The sequence below is a fragment of the Bradyrhizobium huanghuaihaiense genome (genome assembly GCF_007830635.1).
Classification (GTDB): Bacteria; Pseudomonadota; Alphaproteobacteria; order Rhizobiales; family Xanthobacteraceae; genus Bradyrhizobium; species Bradyrhizobium huanghuaihaiense.
Genome location: NZ_VLLA01000007.1, coordinates 197,813 through 214,808 on the forward strand (window position 1 = coordinate 197,813; position 16,996 = coordinate 214,808).

Below are 16,996 nucleotides of genomic sequence, written 5' to 3' on the forward strand. Positions count from 1 at the left end.
ACATGACATCGGCGGCTCCAGGGATTTCATCGCCGGTCGGCGTGGTCGCCGGCGGCGGCGCGATGCCGTTCGCTGTGGCCGAGTCGCTCGCCGCGCGCGGCATCACGCCGGTGCTGTTTCCGTTGCGCGGTGCCTGCGATCCGGCGCGGGTGGAGAAATTCCGCCACCGCTGGATCTCGGTCGGCCAGCTCGGCCGCGCGATGCGGCTGTTCCGCGAGGAGGGCTGCCGCGACCTGATCTTCATCGGCACCTTGGTGCGGCCTTCGCTGTCCGAGATCCGGTTCGACATCAAGACGCTGCGCCTGCTCGGCAACGTCATCCGTGCCTTTCGCGGCGGCGACGATCATCTTCTCTCGGGTGTCGGCCGTCTTCTCGAGCAGGACGGCTTTCGCATGGTCGGCATCAAGGATGTGGCGCCCGACCTCTTGATGCCCGAGGGCTGCATCAGTCGTGCCTGGCCGAATGACAATGCCAAGTCCGACATCGAGCGCGGGCGCGCGGTGCTGACGGCGCTCGGCCCGTTCGATATCGGCCAGGCTGCCGTCGTGATCGACGGTCATGTGGTGGCGGTCGAGGACATCGAAGGCACCGACGCGCTACTCGCGCGCGTCGCGCGCCTGCGCGAAGAGGGCCGCATCCGCGCCGCCACCGGCCGCGGCGTGCTGGTGAAGGCACCGAAGAGCGGTCAGGATCTGCGCTTCGACCTGCCGACGATCGGCCCGCGTACCATCGAGGGTGTCGCCAAGGCCGGCCTTGCCGGCATCGCCGTCATCGCCGGCAACACGATTGCTGCCGAGCCGCAGGCGATGATCGCGCTTGCCGATGCCAAATATCTCTTCGTCATCGGCCTGCCCAAATGATGCAGACCCGCGATCCCAAGCGAAAGATTTTTCTGATCGCGACGGAGGAATCCGGCGATCGGCTCGGCAGCGCGTTGATGAAGGTATTGCGCCAGCGCCTCGGCGACGGCGTGCAGTTCGTCGGCGTCGGTGGCCGCACCATGGCGCGCGAGGGGCTGGAGACGCTGTTTCCGATCGAGGAGCTGTCGATCGTCGGCTTTGCCGCAGTGGTGCAGCAATTGCCAAAAATCCTGCGGCTGATCCGCCAGACCGTCGATGCCGTGACCGAGGCCGCGCCGGACGCGCTCGTCATCATCGACAGTCCCGACTTTACCCATCGCGTCGCCCGCCGCGTGCGGGCAAAGAATCCCGCGATCCCGGTCGTCGACTACGTCTCGCCGCAGCTCTGGGCCTGGCGGCCGGGGCGGGCGCGGACCATGCTCGGCTACGTCGATCACGTGCTCGGCCTGCTGCCGTTCGAGCCGGAGGAATACCGCAAGCTCGGCGGGCCGCCCTGCAGCTATGTCGGCCATCCCCTGATCGAGCAATTGTCCTCGCTGCGGCCGAATGTGGAGGAGCAGACGCGCCGCAACACCGAGCCGCCGGTGCTGCTGGTGTTGCCCGGCAGCCGCCGCAGCGAGATCAGGCATCATCTCGACGTGTTCGGCGCGGCGCTCGGCCGGTTGCAGGCGGAGGGGCGCGCGTTCGAATTGATGCTGCCCACCATGCCGCATCTCGAAGCCACCGTGCGCGAGGGCATTGCGAGCTGGCCGGTCGAGCCGCAAATCGTGATCGGCGAGGCCGAGAGGCGCGCCGCCTTCCGGATCGCGCATGCCGCGCTGGCGAAATCAGGCACGGTAACGCTCGAGCTCGCGCTATCGGGCATTCCGATGGTGACGGCCTATCGCGTCGGTGCGATCGAGGCCTTCATCCTGCGCCGCGCGATCCGCGTCTCCTCAGTGATCCTCGCCAATCTCGTGATCGGCGAGGATGTCATTCCGGAGTATTTGCAGGAGGACTGCACGCCGGAGAAGCTCGCGCTGGCGCTGTCCGAGGTGCTGACCGACACACCGCTGCGCCAGCGGCAGGTCGAAGCCTTCGCCCGGCTCGATCGGATCATGTCGACCGGCAACAAATCGCCGAGCGTGCTCGCCGCCGATGTGGTCCTCGCGACGATGCGAAAGGCGCGGCGGTAGGCGACGGTCCCGTAGGGTGGGCAAAGCGAAAGCGTGCCCACGTTCTTTCGTAATCATTGAGAGACGGTGGGCACGGCGCTTTGCGCCTTTGCCCACCCTACAGCACGACGGTCCTAGGCCAAGCCGCCATCGACCCGAAAACACTGGCTGGTGATACGTTGGCTCTCGTCGGATGCGAGAAACAGCGCCATCCGCGCGATGTCCTCAGGCGTCACCGCATCGGGAATGGCCTGGCGGGTGCGAAACTCTGCGATGACCCGCTCATCCGGATACCACAGCCGGCGCTGGCGTTCGGTGATCACCATGCCCGGCGCGATCGCGTTGACGCGGATGCGGTCGGGGCCGACCGACCGCGCCAGCGAGTTGGTGAAGCCGACGATCGCTGCCTTCGCGGCGGCATAGACCGGCAGCGCCGGCGCCCCGCGCATCCAGGCGATCGACGACATGTTGATGATCGAGCCGCCGCCGCGCGCCTGCATCTGCGGCACCACGGCTTGCGCGGCAAAGAAGACGTGCTTGAGGTTGACGCCGATCGTCCAGTCGAATTCGGCGGGTGTCACCTCCGCGAGCACCTGGCGCTGGTCGTTGGCGGCATTGTTGACGAGCACCGCGGCGTCCCCGAGCTTTCGGCGGACCTCGGCCATGGCGGCGCGCAAGGCATCGATGTCGAGGAGGTCGCAAGGCACGAACAGCGGCGCCGTGCCGGACGCGGCCGCCACCTCCGCCACCAGCGCCGCGCCGGCCGCTTCGTCGAAATCGAGGAAGGCGACGCGGGCGCCTTGACCGGCAAAGGCGCGCACGAAGGCGGCACCGATGCCGCTGGCGCCACCGGTGATCAGCACCACGCGGTCGGCGAGGCCAGGATAGCTCGTCTTTGTCATGCGATCAGTCGCTCCGTCTCGGGGTCGAACAGGCAGATGCGACGGGTGTCGAGCGCGAAGGGCGCCAATTCGCCCGGCGCGGGGCGGACGTCCGGCGAGATGCGCGCCTGCGCGGGCTCGCCGCCAAGGCGCAGCAGGACGATGGTCTCGGCCCCGGTAGGTTCGACCATCTCGACCGGCGCGGTGACGACAACCGGCGCGCCGGTTGCGCCCGCGAACGCGCGGTCGCCTTCGGCGATGCATTCCGGCCTGATTCCGAGCACCACCTCGCGGCCGACATAGGATGCGGCGGCATCGTAGCCCTGCAGATGCAGACGCACCTCGTCCGGTCGACCGGCGCCGATCACGGCCACCAGTCCGCTGCTATCTGCCTCGAGCCGTGCCGGCATCGTGTTCATGGGCGGCGAGCCCATGAAGCGGGCGACGAACAGATTGGCGGGATAGCGGTACACCGTATCAGGGTCGGCGAATTGCTGCACCACGCCGCGGTGCATCACGGCGATGCGGGTCGCCATGGTCATGGCCTCGATCTGGTCGTGGGTGACGTAGATGATGGTGGCGCCGATGCGCTGATGCAGGCGCTTGATCTCCATCCGCATCTCGACCCGCAGCTTGGCGTCGAGATTGGAGAGCGGCTCGTCGAACAGGAAGAGCAGGGGATCGCGCACCAATGCCCGGCCCATCGCCACGCGCTGGCGCTGGCCGCCGGAGAGCTGCGACGGCTTGCGGCCGAGCAGCGGCTCGATCTGGAGCAGCTTGGCGACGTTCGCGACCGCCTTCTCCTGCTCGGCCTTCGGCACATGACGGCATTCCATGCCGAAGGTGATGTTCTGGCGCACCGTCATCGATGGGTAGAGCGCGTAGGACTGGAACACCATGGCGATGTCGCGGTCTTTCGGCGGGACATCGTTGACGACGCGCCCGCCGATTTCCACGGTGCCTGCGCTGGCGCGGTCCAGCCCGGCGACGATGTTGAGCAGCGTAGACTTGCCGCAGCCGGACGGCCCGACCAGCACGGTGAACTCGCCGCTCTCGATGTCGAGGTCGATGCCTTTCAGCACCTCCAGATTGGCGTAGCGCTTCGACAGGGCGCGAATGCTCAGTGCTGTCATGGCAAATCCATCATTTCACGGCCCCCGCGGTCAGGCCGCGTACGAAGTACTTGCCGCCGATCAGGTAGATCAGCAGCGTCGGCAGGGCGGCGATCATCACCGCGGCGCTCTGCACGCCATGCTGCGGGATATCGGCGACGGCGGCGGAGAGCGCGATCAGCGCGGCGGTGACCGGCTGCTGCTGGCCGGTCGTGAATGTCACGCCGTAGAGAAACTCGTTCCAGATATGCGTGAACTGCCAGATCACGGTGACGACCAGGATCGGCGGCGAGAGCGGCAGGATGATGCGCCAGAAAATGCGAAAGAATCCTGCGCCATCGATGCGCGCGGCTCTTATCAATTCCTGCGGGATGGCAACGTAATAGTTCCGGCAGAACAGGGTGGTGAAGGACAGGCCCTGGATCGTGTGGATCACGACCAAGCCGGTCAGCGTGTTCATCAGGCCGGTATCGCGCAGCACGATGGTCCAGGGCAGAAGGCGCATCTGCTGCGGCAGGAAGATGCCGAGCGTGACGATGCCGTAGATCCAGCTATCGCCGCGAAAGCGCCAGAGCGACACCGCGTAACCGGCGACCGCGCCAAGCAGGGTGGAGAAGACCGTCGCGGGGATGGTCACAAGCGCGGAGTTCAGCATGTACGGCTGGATGCCGGCGCAGGTCTCGGCGACGCAGAAACCGCTCCAGGCGGCGGCGTAATTGCTCCAGGCCAGATGTTGCGGCCAGCCGATCATCGAGCCTTGCGCGATCTCCTCGTTGGTCCGGAGCGAGTTCAGCACGACAACAGCGAGCGGCGCGAGCCATGCTGCGGCGATCAGCAAAACGATGAGATAGATCAGGATCCGGCTTGGCGCGAAGGTGCGGTCACGCATGCTTCGCCCGCCGCCGCTGGATGTAACGCCACGCTGCATAGGGCAGCAAGACCGCGAGAAGAATGAGCAGCATGAGGACCGCCGCCGCCGCTCCGCGTCCGAGCAGGCTGCGCTGGAACATCAGGTCATAGACGACGAGTGCCGGCAGCTGCGTCGCTATGCCGGGCCCGCCATTGGTGAGCGCACGGACGAGGTCGAAGGTCGAAATCGCGAACTGCAGCTGGATGACGATGACGGTGATGGTGATCGGCCAAAGCGTCGGCAGGATGACGCGCCGGTACATCCTGATAGCTCCGGCGCCGTCGATTTGCGCGGCCTTGATCAGGTCGGCATCGACAGAGCGCAGGCCGGCGAGGAACAGCGCCATGGCAAAGCCGGAGGATTGCCAGATCGCAGCGATGACAATGGTCCAGATCGCCATGTCGCGGTCGATCAGCCAGTCGAACCGGAAGGAGGTCCAGCCGAGGTCGTGGACCAGCTTCTGGATCCCAAGGCCGGGATTGAGCAGCCAGCTCCAGACCGTGCCGGTGACCACGAACGACACCGCCAGGGGATAGAGGAAGATGGAGCGCAGCAAATTCTCGCCGCGAATGCGCTGATCGAGCAGGATTGCAAGGATGAGGCCGGTCGCAAGGCTCAGCAACACGAAGGCGCTGCCAAACAGCAGCAGATTGTCGAGGGCGATCTGCCAGTTGCGCGAGGCCGCGACCGCGGAATAGTTGCGCAAACCCACCCAGCCCGTAACAGGGACCAGCGTGGATGGTGTGAACGATATCCAGATCGTCCACAGCGAGAACGCAATGAGATGCGCGGCGGACAACAGCAGCGGCACCCAGATGGTCAGATATTCGGGCAGCCGGCGGACGATTTCAGACGCCGCCGGCCGGCCCGGTCCTGTCGAGACGGCGATGGTCAACGTGCGCCCTCGACGGCGTCGGCGAGGCGTGTGGCCGCTTGCTCCGGCTTGATCGTCTTGTTCTTCACGTACTCCGTGATCACGTCGATCATCGCGGCGGTCATGCCGTTTTCCTGCGCCATGTTGTGCGCAAGACTGAGGACGGCCTGATTGCTGGCGATCGCCTCTTTCAGAGCGGCTGCGGTCCGCCGTTGACCGTCCGACCAGCCTTCACCAGACAGATCGACATCGGTGCGCACGGGGATCGATCCCGTGATCTGCGAGTACATCGTCTGGATCGCCGGATCCATGACGAGCTGGGCCATCAATGTCTGACCCGCCTGCAGATCGGGTTCCTTGCGCTGCCAGAAGATGAAGGCATCGGCATTCAGCAGGAAGACCGGCTTGCCATTGTCGCTCGGGCCCGGGGCGATCACGAAGTCTTCGAACTTGAAACCGGCGTTGCGCAGTACGCCCTGCGCCCAACCGCCCATGATCATCATGCCCATGTCGCCGTCGACGAAGCGCTTCAAGTTGGTCGAGAAATGCTGGGCGCCGACATTGGGGTCCATCCAGTCGGCGATCTTGCGGACCTGCGCGAAGGCAGCCTTGATCTCAGGGGCCTTCAGCGCCTTCTCGTCGAGATTCATGATGGCCGTGCGATATACGGCCGGACTGATCCCGGCCAAAGCGGCCTCGAACTTCTGCCCATCATCGGGACGGGTGCCGCCGTTGGCGACGGGAAATGCGACGCCGCCCGATTTCATCTTTTCGGCGAGATCGTTGAACTCGGCCCAGGTGACGGGGGTCTTGTCGGCCTTGGCCTTGTCCATCGCGCGCTTGGACAGGAACAGCATGTTGGTGCTGTAGATCTGCAGCGGCAGCGCGATCCACTTGCCCGCCGGCCTGTGCAATTTGGCTAGATCTGGTGCGACGACCTTTTCGTAACCGGCGGCCGCGACGAGGGCGTCGAGATCGACGGTCGGGGCAATCTTCGACCAGGCCGCGATCTCCGGGCCCTTGAGCTGCGAACAGGCCGGCGGATCGCCGGCGATGATCTGGGCACGCAGCTTGTTCATCATCTCGGTGGTGAAGCCGGGGACGGGCGAGTGCTGCCAGACACCGCCCTTTTCCTCGAATTTCTTGCCGAGCGCCGTGATCGCCGCTCCGTCGCTGCCCGCGGACCATTGCGAGATCGCGGTCAGGCGCGGCTTGACCGCGCTTTGCGCGCGGGCAAATGCCGGCAGCGCGAGCGTGGCAACGGATCCAGCGAGCAGACGGCGCCTTGTTGTTGTGATCGGCATGGCAAGTTCCTCCCGGGTGTGAACTTTCGTGGTGCGTGCAGACTGCGCGGCTCAGAGCATGTCAGGCAGCCTCCGTCGATGCGGCGGGCATGCCGCCGCTTCTGGCAAGGCAAAAACAGGCGAAGGCAAGCGCGGCCTGCGGATCGTTGCCGGTCGAGGGCGGCACGAAGGCGAGGGACGTTTGCGCCAGGGTCCGGCCGCCGAGCAGGCAGGCGTCGATCCCGTCGATCACCGCCTGGCGGTCGTCATCGCCGAGAAGCGATGGCCAGCCACTGATCGCGACCCCGCCGCATGGCTTCACGTTCAGCGTGTTGCCGATCGCAAGGCCGAGCCTGAACAGCCGTCGGTGCAGCTCCTGACGAACGCGCGATGGGAGCGGGATCGCGTTCACCCATTCGCTGCCGGGCTGGAGCAGCTCGGCTTCGGCGACGCCGAGGAGCTCGGCCAAAGCCGTAAGCGACGTATAGGCCTCGACGCAGCCATGATGTCCGCAGCGGCAGCGCGGTCCTTCGGGCCCGAACACCATATGGCCGAGCTCGATCGGTTGCAGGGCGTCGGCCTCGCCCGGATCGTCCATCCACGCGCCGGCCACGCCGTGGCTGACGAGGACGAACAGATGCGTAGTGCTGAAGGGATAGTTTTCGGTGCGGCAGCGGTGAAAGGTGGCGTGCGCCACGACTGAATTGGTGAACTCGGCGGGCACGCCGGCAAACATGCCGTCGAGCATGTCGCGGATGCGTCCGACGTCGCAGGGAATGATCGGATTGCCCGACACGCTGAGCCGGCCGAGGCCGGGAATGGAGACGCCGATCTGCGCCAGGGTGATGCGGCGGCGGCGCGTCCAGTCGCGCAGCGACGTCATGGCCTCGCGGAACACACGGCCGACGGATTCGGCGGTCGGCGTTTTCGGCAGCGGCACGCGCTCCGTGTAGTGCAGCTCGCCCGACAGGCTGCCAACGCCGACACTGAGCCGCTGCGTGCTCAGCTCGAAGGCGGCCAGGGCCACCGAGCCATCGAGTGCGACCAGCGCCGTTGGGCCGCCGACGTAAGGGGCCGGGCGCCGCACCTCCTCGATCAGGCCTTCGGCCTTGAGGTCAAACAGGATGCGCGACAGGCTCGCTTCCGACAGCCGCACGGCCTTGGCCAGCGGTGGCCGAAACGAGCCGCCCGACTGAAGCAGATGAGTCAAAATGGCGGCGCGCGTCTGCCGCCGACTTCTCGGCTGCTCCGGCATTTCCATCCCTGTCGTCATTCTTACTTAGTGTAAGAATGCGCGCGGAGCATTTCCGCTGTCAAGCGATCGCCGGCGCGATGCGCCGACTTGTTGTTGTGCGCGGCAGCAAGGTTGGAAGAGTGACGCCAGTCAGGAGAGACGCGCGACGTCGACGATGATCCGTTTGCGGTTGTCCGGGTCGACCAGGACAGGCAACTCGGCCCCCGCGGTGATGCGGCGCTCGCGGCGGCTCGCGCTGCTGAATGACATGCGCGTGACCGCTTGCCAGGCGGCTCCACCGGTGGGGTCGTTCACAGCGACGGCGATATCCCACGTCCCGCCCGGTGCGCTGCTTGGTTGCAACTCATGCGCGCTCAGTACTTTCGCCGTCGTCGGAACCAGGCCGAGGGCGGCGCCGCCGCCAGCAAGTGCAATCTCCGTCTGCTGCGGCGTCAGCCCATTGATCAACGCCGGCGACGATGCGGCATGCTCTTCCTCGCGCCAGATGCGGGGAAACCGGTGGCGGCCGAGCGTGTCGGCCTGCTGCGCGCCACGCAAATCTGCCGCCAGCGTTTCGGCGGCTTCGCGCCCGGTCGGCACCAGATCCCATTCGATCCTGAACCGCGTGGGATCAGCGAGGTTCACGGTGACAGGAAGCATCACACCAGGGCGCGGCCATTTCGCCTTGGGCACGTCATAGCCGCTGTACTGCACGGCCGTCGCCGCAAGGCGCTCCGCGGTGACCACCCCGTCAATGTCACATCGGGGATGAAGCACCATCTCGCCGGCGGCATCGGGGAAGGGCGAGCAGGCCACGACCTGCAACCATCCATCCACCGGGTTCGTGATCCGCATCGGCTCGCCCCACGCTTCGCTCGCTCTGTCGGACCCTGCCAAACAAAAACGGCGCCATCGTGAGATGGCGCCGTTTCGAAAGCCGAATTGGCCTTAGACTTACTTGCGATCCTTGATCGGCACGTAATCGCGCTTGGTGACGCCGGTGTAGAGCTGGCGCGGACGGCCGATCTTCTGCTGCGGATCCTCGATCATCTCGCTCCACTGGCTGATCCAGCCGACGGTGCGGGCGACCGCGAACAGCACGGTGAACATCGAGACCGGGAAGCCCATCGCCTTCAGCGTAATGCCCGAATAGAAGTCGACGTTCGGGTAGAGCTTGCGGTCGATGAAATACTGGTCGCTGAGCGCGATCTTCTCGAGCTCCATCGCCACCTTCAGCATCGGATCGTCGCCATGGCCGGTCTCCTTGAGCACGGCGTGACACATCTTCTGCATGATCTTGGCGCGCGGATCGTAGTTCTTGTAGACGCGATGACCGAAGCCCATCAGGCGGACTTCAGAGTTCTTGTCCTTCACCTTGGCGATGAACTCGGGAATCTTGTCGACCGTGCCGATGTCGTAGAGCATGTTCAGGGCCGCTTCGTTGGCGCCGCCATGCGCCGGGCCCCAGAGGCAGGCGATGCCGGCCGCGATGCAGGCGAACGGGTTGGCACCCGAGGAGCCGGCGATGCGCACCGTCGAGGTCGAGGCGTTCTGCTCGTGGTCGGCGTGCAGGATGAAGATCTTCTCCAGCGCGTCGGCGAGAACCGGGCTGACCTTGTAGTCCTCGCAAGGCACCGCGAAGCACATGTTGAGGAAGTTCTCGGCAAAGCCGAGCGAGTTCTTCGGATACACGAAGGGCTGGCCGACGGTGTACTTGTAGGCCATCGCGGCCAGCGTCGGGATCTTCGCGATCATGCGCATGGAGGCGATCATGCGCTGCTTGGGATCGTTGATGTCGGTGGAGTCGTGATAGAACGCGGCGAGGGCGCCGACCGCGGCCACCATGATCGCCATCGGATGGGCGTCGCGGCGGAAGCCCTGGAAGAAGCGGGCCATCTGCTCGTGCACCATCGTGTGATGGGTCACGCGGTAGTCGAAATCCTTCTTCTGCTCAGCGGTCGGCAGGTTCCCGTACAGCAGGAGATAGCAGGTCTCCAGGAAGTCGCCGTGCTCGGCGAGCTGCTCGATCGGATAGCCGCGGTATTCCAGCACGCCGGCATCGCCGTCGATATAGGTGATCTTTGACTGGCAGCTCGCGGTCGAGGTGAAGCCGGGATCGTAGGTGAACAGACCAGACTGGCCGTAGAGCTTGCCGATATCGACGACATCGGGCCCGACGCTGCCGCTGAGGATCGGGAGATCGTAGTTCTTGTTTCCGACCGTCAGCGTGGCGGTCTTTGGGCTTTCTTTTGCGTCCATCAGAGGTCCCCGATGTATGGTGAAACGGGCCGGACCCGGAAGGCCCCGATGAGATGGCGGGGCAGGCCGGATGTTCCAGAAGGTACGGGGGAGATGGGTATATTATTGCTGTGTGCGCTGCAAGATCACCCGCACGCATGGCCTACTTACGTCGTAGCCTGATCCTTAAGCCGGCCCAAACTTTCCTGGCGTCCCAGCACGTCCAAAACCTCAAATATACCAGGCGATGTGGTCCGTCCGGTCAGCGCCGCTCGCAACGGCTGGGCGACTGCGCCGAGCTTGAGACTATTTTCCTCGGCAAAGGCGCGCAGAGCAGCTTCCGCGGAGGCCGCACTCCAGGTCTCGACTTTCTCCAGCGCGGAATGAAGCTGGCCGATCAGCTTGCGGTTCTCGGGCGTCAGCAGCGCCTGCGCCTTGGGATCGAGCTGCAGCGGCCGGTCGGCGAAGATGAAATAGGCGCCGTCGATCAGCTCGAGCAGCGTCTTGGCGCGCTCCTTCAGGGCCGGCATGGCCTTGAGAAGCTGCGCCCGCGTGGTGTCGTTTAACTTCGCCTTAATCTCGTCGCGGCTGGGTACGACATGGTCGAGCACGTCCTCGAACATCCTCACGAGTGATTGATCGTCGGCGTGGCGGATGTAATGGCCGTTGAGGTTCTCCAGCTTGGCGAAGTCGAAGCGGGCGGCGGCCCGGCCGACGCTGGCGAGGTCGAATGCTTCGATCATCTCCTCGGTCGAGAAGATCTCCTGGTCGCCATGGCTCCAGCCGAGGCGGACGAGATAGTTGCGCAGCGCGGCCGGCAGGTACCCCATGGCACGGTAGGCATCGACACCAAGCGCGCCGTGCCGCTTCGACAGCTTGGAGCCGTCGGGGCCGTGGATGAGGGGGATGTGGGACATGCTCGGCAGCGCCCAGCCCATCGCGTCGTAGATCTGCTTCTGGCGGGCGGCGTTGATCAGATGGTCGTCGCCGCGGATGACGTGGGTGACGCCCATGTCGTGGTCGTCCACGACCACCGCGAGCATGTAGGTCGGATTGCCATCGCCGCGCAAAAGCACGAGGTCGTCGAGGTTCTCGTTCTGCCAGACCACGCGGCCCTGGACCTGGTCCTCGATCACGGTCTCGCCGGTCTGCGGCGCGCGCAGGCGGATGGTGGGCTTGACGTCGCTCGGAGCCGTGGCCGGGTCGCGGTCGCGCCACATGCCGTCATAGAGGCGGGTGCGCCCTTCCGCGCGCGCCTTCTCGCGCATCGCGGTGAGCTCCTCCGCCGTGGCGTAGCAGCGATAGGCCTTGCCGTCGGCGAGCAATTGCTCGGCGACCTCGCGGTGACGGGCGGCACGGCTGAACTGGTAGATCACCTCGCCGTCCCAGCCGAGCTCGAGCCATTTCAGCCCATCGAGGATGGCGCCGATCGCGGCTTCCGTGGAGCGCTCCCGGTCGGTGTCCTCGATCCGGAGCAGCATCTTGCCGCCATGCTTCTTGGCGTAGAGCCAGTTGAACAGAGCCGTGCGGGCGCCCCCAATATGGAGGAAGCCGGTCGGGGAGGGAGCGAAGCGGGTGACGATCGGGGATGTGGTCATTCTGTAGCGAGCAGGGAAGGTAAGGCTGTGGGGCGACCGTGTATCATAGGGATGGGAGAGTTTGCCAATGCTAATCCAGGTCGTTCATAGCCATCCACTTGCGGACAGCTACAACCATGCGCTGTTCCACACCATTGTCGAGACGCTGGAGCGCCGGCACGAGGTGATCGCGACCGATCTTGACCGCGAGGGCTTTTCCCCAGCGATGACCGAGGCGGAGCGGCGCAGCTACTACCAGAGCCCCTATGCCGAGGACGCAGTGGCGCGCCTCATCGGGCACTTGCGGCGCGCCGACGGCATCATCTTCTGCTTTCCGCATTGGTGGTTCTCGATGCCCGCCATGCTCAAAGGCTATTTCGACCGGGTCTGGGCACCCGGAACCGCGTTTGCCCATGATCTGAGCGGCGGTCGCATCAGGCCATTGCTGACCAATATCCGCCTGTTCGGCGTCGTGACGAGCTACGGCTCGCCGTGGTGGCTGACCCGGATCGTCATGCAGGACCCCGGCCGCAAGGTCCTGTTTCGGGCGCTGAAGCCGATGTGCGGACCTCGCGTTAGCTCGTTCTATTTGGCGCATTACGATATGGACCGGTCGACACCGGCATCCCGGGCTGCCTTTGTCGAGCGCGTGCGTGCCAGGATCGCCGAAGTTTGACCGGGGGGCGGGCATGGGGCTTGGCCTGACGGCGCGAATTTGGCAGAAGGACCGCTGATTTCCCTACAGGATTTTCGTAATGACAGAACCGGTGGCACCTGAGGTTGGGCGCGATTTCATTCGTGACATCGTCCAGGCCGACCTCGATCAGGGCAAGTACAAGGAGATCGTGACCCGGTTCCCGCCGGAGCCGAACGGCTACCTGCATATCGGCCACGCCAAGTCGATCGCCCTCAATTTCGGCATCGCCCAGGAGTTTCCGGGCCGCTGCCACTTGCGCTTCGACGACACCAATCCGGTCAAGGAAGAGCAGGAATATATCGATTCCATCCAGGCCGACGTGCGCTGGCTCGGCTACGACTGGGGCAAGAACCTTTTCTTCGCCTCCGACTATTTCGACCGCCTGTACGAATGGGCGGAGAAGCTGATCCAGGACGGGCTCGCCTATGTCGACGACCAGACCCAGGAGGAGATCCGCCTCTCGCGGGGCACGCTGACCGAGCCGGGCAAGAACTCGCCGTTCCGCGACCGCACGGTGGAGGAGAACCTCGACCTGTTCCGCCGCATGAAGGCCGGCGAATTCCCCAACGGCGCGCGCGTGCTGCGGGCCAAGATCGACATGGCCGCGGGCAACATCAATCTGCGCGACCCCGTGCTGTACCGCATTCTGCATGCGCATCACCCGCGCACCGGCAACGCATGGTGCATCTATCCGAGCTACGACTATGCCCACGGCCAGTCGGACGCCATTGAAGGCATCACGCATTCGATCTGCACGCTGGAGTTCGAGGACCACCGGCCGCTCTACGACTGGTTCATCGAGAAGCTGCCGGTGCCGTCAGAGCCGCATCAGTACGAGTTTGCGCGGCTGAACCTGACCTACACTGTCCTGTCCAAGCGCGTGCTGACCCAGCTTGTCCGCGACGGCCACGTCGCGGGCTGGGACGATCCGCGCATGCCGACGGTGGCGGGGATGCGCCGCCGCGGCGTGCCGCCGGCGGCGCTGCGTGAATTCGTCAAGCGCATCGGCGTTGCCAAAGCCAACAGCGTCGTCGATGTCGGCATGCTCGAATTCTGCATCCGCGAGGAGCTGAACCGCACCGCGCAGCGCCGCATGGCGGTGTTGAAGCCGCTCAAGGTCGTGATCGAGAACTATCCGGAAGGGCAGACCGAGGAGCTCGAGGCGATCAACCACCCGGATGATCTGTCGGCGGGCACGCGCAAGATCACGTTCGGCCGCGAGCTCTATATCGAGCAGGACGACTTCATGGAGAACCCGCCGAAGAAGTTCTTCCGTCTGTCCCCGGGCAACGAGGTGCGGCTGCGCTACGCCTATTTCGTCAAGTGCACCGGCGTGATCAAGAACGACGCCGGCGAGGTGGTGGAGCTGCGCTGCACCTACGATCCCGCGACCAGGGGCGGCAACGCGCCCGACGGCCGCAAGGTCAAGGCGACCATGCACTGGCTGCCGGCGGCGACGTCGAAGCCGGCGGAGATCCGCATCTACAACCAGCTGTTCGCCAATCCGAGCCCGGACGCCTCGAACTTCGCGGCCGATCTCAATCCGAACTCGCTGGAGATCCTCTCCGATGCACGGATCGAGGCTTCGGTTGCCGAGAGCAATTCCACCGAGCCGATGCAGTTCGAACGCCAGGGCTATTTCGTGCGCGACAAGGACTCGACCCCGGGCAAGCCGGTGTTCTCGCGCACCATCGGCCTGCGCGACACCTTCGCGAAGGAAGTCGCGAAAGGTTGAGGGATGACATGAGCAGCGAAGCCGACGTCATCGTTTCCGTCATCATCGCGAAATGGTGCGCCGGCTTCGCGACGCTCGATGCGGCCGCGCTGTCATCGCTGTATTCGAGGAACGCGTTCTTCTTCGGCTCGAACCCAAAACTCTATCGGGGCCGGGACGGCGTCGCCGACTATTTCAACGGCCTGCCGCGCTGGCGCAAGCCGAGTGCGGTGTTTTCCGAGGTGAGCGCGGCGCAGGCCGGTCCCGATCTGATCAACATGGGCGCGACCATCTCGTTCGATCTCGCCGGCGAACGCCCCGACCTCGTCGTCAAGATGAGCTGGGTCATCATCCGCGAGGACGGCGACTGGAAGATCGTCAATCACCATGCCTCGTCGAAGGCGCCGCTGATCTAGCAACAATACGACTCCATCAGTTTCGTCATTCTCAGATGCGCAATTGCGCATCATAGCTCGCGACTTCGTCGTGCCCCGGAATGACGGTGAATAGCTAGATGTCGTAATACAAATGGAACTCGTAAGGATGCGGTCGCAGCCGGATCGGGTCGACCTCCTTCTTGCGCTTGTAGTCGAGCCAGGTTTCGATCACGTCGGCGGTGAAGACGTCACCGCGCAGCAGGAACGCGTGATCGCGCTCGAGCGCGTCGAGCGCCTGATCCAGCGATCCCGGCGTGGACCTCACCTCCTTCGCCTCCGCAGGTGGGAGGTCGTAGAGATTCTTGTCGATCGGGCTGCCAGGATCGATCCGCATGTCGATACCGTCGAGACCGGCCATCAGCATCGCGGCGAAGGCTAGGTAGGGATTGCAGGACGGATCGGGTGAACGAAACTCGACGCGCTTTGCGCGCGGATTCGGCGAATACATCGGTATCCGGCAGCAGGCGGAGCGATTGCGCTGGGAGTAGACGAGGTTGATCGGTGCTTCATAACCCGGCACCAGGCGTCGGTAGGAGTTCGTGGTGGGCGCGCAGAGCCCGCACAACGCCCAGGCGTGGTTCAAAAGCCCGCCGATATAGTAGCGCGCGAGCTGGCTCAGCTCGGCGTAGTCGCCCTTGTCGTAGAACAGATTGGTCTCGCCCTTCCAGAGCGACTGGTGAACGTGCATGCCCGACGCGTTGTCCTCGAACAGCGGTTTCGGCATGAATGTCGCGGTCTTGCCGTGCTGATGCGCGGTGTTCTTGACCACGTATTTGTAGATCATCAAATTGTCGGCCATGTGGGTCAGCGTGGTGAAGCGCATGTCGATCTCGTTCTGGCCGCCGGTCGCGACCTCATGGTGATGGGCTTCGATCTGGATCCCCAGAGATTCCATCGTCATCACCATTTCGGTGCGTAGCGCCTGCATGCTGTCGGTCGGAGGAACGGGAAAGTATCCCTCTTTCGAGCGCGGCTTGTGACCGAGATTCGGTCCTTCATCCGTGCTGGTGTTCCAGCTGCCTTCGCTGGAGTCGATCGCGTGCATGGCGAAGTTGATGCCCTGGCCGTAGCGGACCTCGTCGAAGACGAAGAACTCGGCCTCCGGGCCGAAATAGCTCGTATCGGCACGCCCGGTACCCCCAAGGTAGGTTTCGGCCTTCTGGGCGATGTAGCGGGCGTCCCGGCTATAGGATTGGCCGGTCACGGGGTCACGGATGTTGCAGATGAGAACCAGCGTCTTGGCCGGACTATAGGGGTCGACGAAGGCCGTCGTCGGATCCGGGACGACGAGCATGTCGCTTTCCTGGATCTCCTGAAAGCCGCGGATCGATGAGCCATCGAATCCGATGCCTTCATTGAGCGCATCGGCATTCACCGCGCTTGGCGGGACGGAAAAATGTTGCCACACCCCCGGCAGGTCGGTGAACCGCAAATCGATCATCTGGACTTTCTCGTCCGTGATCGCCTTCAGGAGGTCTTCTGCTGTCGTACATTTCGCAACCATGGCTTCGCTCCCAGGTCAGCGTCCCGAGATCGCGTAGCCGTTCGGCCGCAACCTAGCGGCTCGCGACGGACTGTCGTCCACGTTCGGCGTTGTCGCCGCAGTCAGGCAAGCTTCGCGCGCCGGCAGTCAGCTTTGGTGGGGCCCGCGCATCATCTTCATCGCATCTTCGATGTGCCGCCAGGTTTTTGCCAATTCGAGTTCGCCCTTCTGCTCGAGGTCGATGGCGTTTTGAGCGGCTTCCGCAATGGCCTTGGGGCCATGGGCTTCCAGCAACTGCCGCGCATAGTCGTGGATTTCCATTTCTCGCATGGCGTCATCTCCCTCTGCTCCGGGCGCGAACTTCAGCGGCACCGGGAACGGTCGACATTGACACCTGTCAAGCGGCGACAGTCTGCATCCGGGTGCGCCGCACTCGCAAGGGCCCTCTCAAGGCATGGGCGGCCGGGCTTGACGCCGGCTCCCGGACCGCACTCGCGGCAACACAACGCAGGCCGGACGGATGGTTCATCATCGGTGCGCCC

At 64.7% G+C, this 16,996-nt stretch carries 16 protein-coding genes; 5 read left to right on the forward strand and 11 right to left on the reverse strand.

Going from position 1 to position 16,996, the window contains the following annotated elements:
• Positions 1-2 precede the first annotated feature (2 nt).
• Positions 3-860 (forward strand): LpxI family protein, encoded by an 858-nt coding sequence (locus IQ16_RS17105; protein WP_035666159.1) that lies wholly within the window; start codon positions 3-5, stop codon positions 858-860.
• Positions 857-2,035 carry a lipid-A-disaccharide synthase gene (gene lpxB, locus IQ16_RS17110; RefSeq protein WP_018642302.1) on the forward strand — a complete coding sequence of 393 codons (1,179 nt, stop codon included), beginning with the start codon at positions 857-859 and terminating at the stop codon, positions 2,033-2,035. The genes IQ16_RS17105 and lpxB overlap by 4 nt, the downstream gene beginning before the upstream one ends.
• Positions 2,036-2,148: 113 nt before the next feature.
• Here the strand turns inward: lpxB and IQ16_RS17115 are convergent, their stop codons facing one another.
• From IQ16_RS17115 to gltX, 9 genes are all read right to left on the reverse strand, one after another.
• Entirely contained in the window at positions 2,149-2,916 is a 768-nt protein-coding gene (locus IQ16_RS17115; protein WP_018642301.1) for an SDR family NAD(P)-dependent oxidoreductase, read from the reverse strand.
• The gene (locus tag IQ16_RS17120; protein WP_018642300.1) at positions 2,913-4,028 is read right to left on the reverse strand and encodes an ABC transporter ATP-binding protein; all 1,116 of its coding nucleotides are present in this window, start codon (positions 4,026-4,028) and stop codon (positions 2,913-2,915) included. Before IQ16_RS17120 ends, IQ16_RS17115 begins: the two co-directional genes overlap by 4 nt.
• A gap of 10 nt (positions 4,029-4,038) precedes the next feature.
• Complete coding sequence (locus tag IQ16_RS17125) at positions 4,039-4,896, reverse strand: carbohydrate ABC transporter permease (RefSeq protein WP_026311881.1); 858 nt, start codon at positions 4,894-4,896, stop codon at positions 4,039-4,041.
• The gene (locus IQ16_RS17130; RefSeq protein WP_018642298.1) at positions 4,889-5,812 is read right to left on the reverse strand and encodes a carbohydrate ABC transporter permease; all 924 of its coding nucleotides are present in this window, start codon (positions 5,810-5,812) and stop codon (positions 4,889-4,891) included. Before IQ16_RS17130 ends, IQ16_RS17125 begins: the two co-directional genes overlap by 8 nt.
• Positions 5,809-7,095 (reverse strand): ABC transporter substrate-binding protein, encoded by a 1,287-nt coding sequence (locus IQ16_RS17135; RefSeq protein ID WP_018642297.1) that lies wholly within the window; start codon positions 7,093-7,095, stop codon positions 5,809-5,811. Before IQ16_RS17135 ends, IQ16_RS17130 begins: the two co-directional genes overlap by 4 nt.
• Positions 7,096-7,156: 61 nt before the next feature.
• Positions 7,157-8,335 (reverse strand): ROK family transcriptional regulator, encoded by a 1,179-nt coding sequence (locus IQ16_RS17140; RefSeq protein WP_018642296.1) that lies wholly within the window; start codon positions 8,333-8,335, stop codon positions 7,157-7,159.
• A 123-nt stretch (positions 8,336-8,458) separates the two neighbouring features.
• Entirely contained in the window at positions 8,459-9,163 is a 705-nt protein-coding gene (locus IQ16_RS17145) for a hypothetical protein (RefSeq protein WP_167526331.1), read from the reverse strand.
• Positions 9,164-9,262: 99 nt separating this feature from the next.
• A complete protein-coding gene (gltA, locus tag IQ16_RS17150) occupies positions 9,263-10,567 on the reverse strand; it encodes a citrate synthase (protein WP_018642295.1) in 1,305 nt (434 codons plus the stop codon).
• 146 nt (positions 10,568-10,713) lie between these two features.
• Positions 10,714-12,144 carry a glutamate--tRNA ligase gene (gene gltX, locus IQ16_RS17155; RefSeq protein WP_018642294.1) on the reverse strand — a complete coding sequence of 477 codons (1,431 nt, stop codon included), beginning with the start codon at positions 12,142-12,144 and terminating at the stop codon, positions 10,714-10,716.
• Between the two features lie 67 nt (positions 12,145-12,211).
• On the opposite strand from gltX, the gene IQ16_RS17160 reads away from it, so the two are divergent.
• The 3 genes from IQ16_RS17160 to IQ16_RS17170 all read left to right on the forward strand — a co-directional run bounded on the left by IQ16_RS17160 (position 12,212) and on the right by IQ16_RS17170 (position 14,950).
• Positions 12,212-12,799, forward strand: coding sequence for an NAD(P)H-dependent oxidoreductase (locus IQ16_RS17160; RefSeq protein WP_018642293.1), 588 nt, complete (start codon positions 12,212-12,214; stop codon positions 12,797-12,799).
• A 79-nt stretch (positions 12,800-12,878) separates the two neighbouring features.
• Positions 12,879-14,555, forward strand: a complete 1,677-nt coding sequence (locus tag IQ16_RS17165) for a glutamine--tRNA ligase/YqeY domain fusion protein (protein WP_018642292.1) — start codon at positions 12,879-12,881, stop codon at positions 14,553-14,555.
• A gap of 8 nt (positions 14,556-14,563) precedes the next feature.
• Positions 14,564-14,950, forward strand: coding sequence for a YybH family protein (locus IQ16_RS17170; RefSeq protein WP_018642291.1), 387 nt, complete (start codon positions 14,564-14,566; stop codon positions 14,948-14,950).
• A gap of 94 nt (positions 14,951-15,044) precedes the next feature.
• Here the strand turns inward: IQ16_RS17170 and glnA are convergent, their stop codons facing one another.
• Both glnA and IQ16_RS17180 read right to left on the reverse strand, forming a co-directional pair.
• On the reverse strand, positions 15,045-16,475 hold the full coding sequence (gene glnA / locus IQ16_RS17175) for a type I glutamate--ammonia ligase (RefSeq protein ID WP_018642290.1): 1,431 nt from the start codon (positions 16,473-16,475) through the stop codon (positions 15,045-15,047).
• A 126-nt stretch (positions 16,476-16,601) separates the two neighbouring features.
• On the reverse strand, positions 16,602-16,784 hold the full coding sequence (locus IQ16_RS17180) for a hypothetical protein (protein WP_026311880.1): 183 nt from the start codon (positions 16,782-16,784) through the stop codon (positions 16,602-16,604).
• Positions 16,785-16,996: the final 212 nt, after the last annotated feature.

Coding starts and splice junctions, on each gene's coding strand:
- IQ16_RS17145 (WP_167526331.1), bottom strand. CDS start 9,163: ATGCGGATCACGAACCCGGTGGATGGATGGTTGCAGGTCGTGGCCTGC.
- gltX (WP_018642294.1), bottom strand. CDS start 12,144: ATGACCACATCCCCGATCGTCACCCGCTTCGCTCCCTCCCCGACCGGC.
- IQ16_RS17105 (WP_035666159.1), top strand. CDS start 3: ATGACATCGGCGGCTCCAGGGATTTCATCGCCGGTCGGCGTGGTCGCC.
- IQ16_RS17115 (WP_018642301.1), bottom strand. CDS start 2,916: ATGACAAAGACGAGCTATCCTGGCCTCGCCGACCGCGTGGTGCTGATC.
- IQ16_RS17160 (WP_018642293.1), top strand. CDS start 12,212: ATGCTAATCCAGGTCGTTCATAGCCATCCACTTGCGGACAGCTACAAC.
- IQ16_RS17170 (WP_018642291.1), top strand. CDS start 14,564: ATGAGCAGCGAAGCCGACGTCATCGTTTCCGTCATCATCGCGAAATGG.
- glnA (WP_018642290.1), bottom strand. CDS start 16,475: ATGGTTGCGAAATGTACGACAGCAGAAGACCTCCTGAAGGCGATCACG.
- gltA (WP_018642295.1), bottom strand. CDS start 10,567: ATGGACGCAAAAGAAAGCCCAAAGACCGCCACGCTGACGGTCGGAAAC.
- IQ16_RS17135 (WP_018642297.1), bottom strand. CDS start 7,095: ATGCCGATCACAACAACAAGGCGCCGTCTGCTCGCTGGATCCGTTGCC.
- IQ16_RS17125 (WP_026311881.1), bottom strand. CDS start 4,896: ATGCGTGACCGCACCTTCGCGCCAAGCCGGATCCTGATCTATCTCATC.
- IQ16_RS17165 (WP_018642292.1), top strand. CDS start 12,879: ATGACAGAACCGGTGGCACCTGAGGTTGGGCGCGATTTCATTCGTGAC.
- IQ16_RS17180 (WP_026311880.1), bottom strand. CDS start 16,784: ATGCGAGAAATGGAAATCCACGACTATGCGCGGCAGTTGCTGGAAGCC.
- IQ16_RS17120 (WP_018642300.1), bottom strand. CDS start 4,028: ATGACAGCACTGAGCATTCGCGCCCTGTCGAAGCGCTACGCCAATCTG.
- IQ16_RS17140 (WP_018642296.1), bottom strand. CDS start 8,335: ATGGAAATGCCGGAGCAGCCGAGAAGTCGGCGGCAGACGCGCGCCGCC.
- lpxB (WP_018642302.1), top strand. CDS start 857: ATGATGCAGACCCGCGATCCCAAGCGAAAGATTTTTCTGATCGCGACG.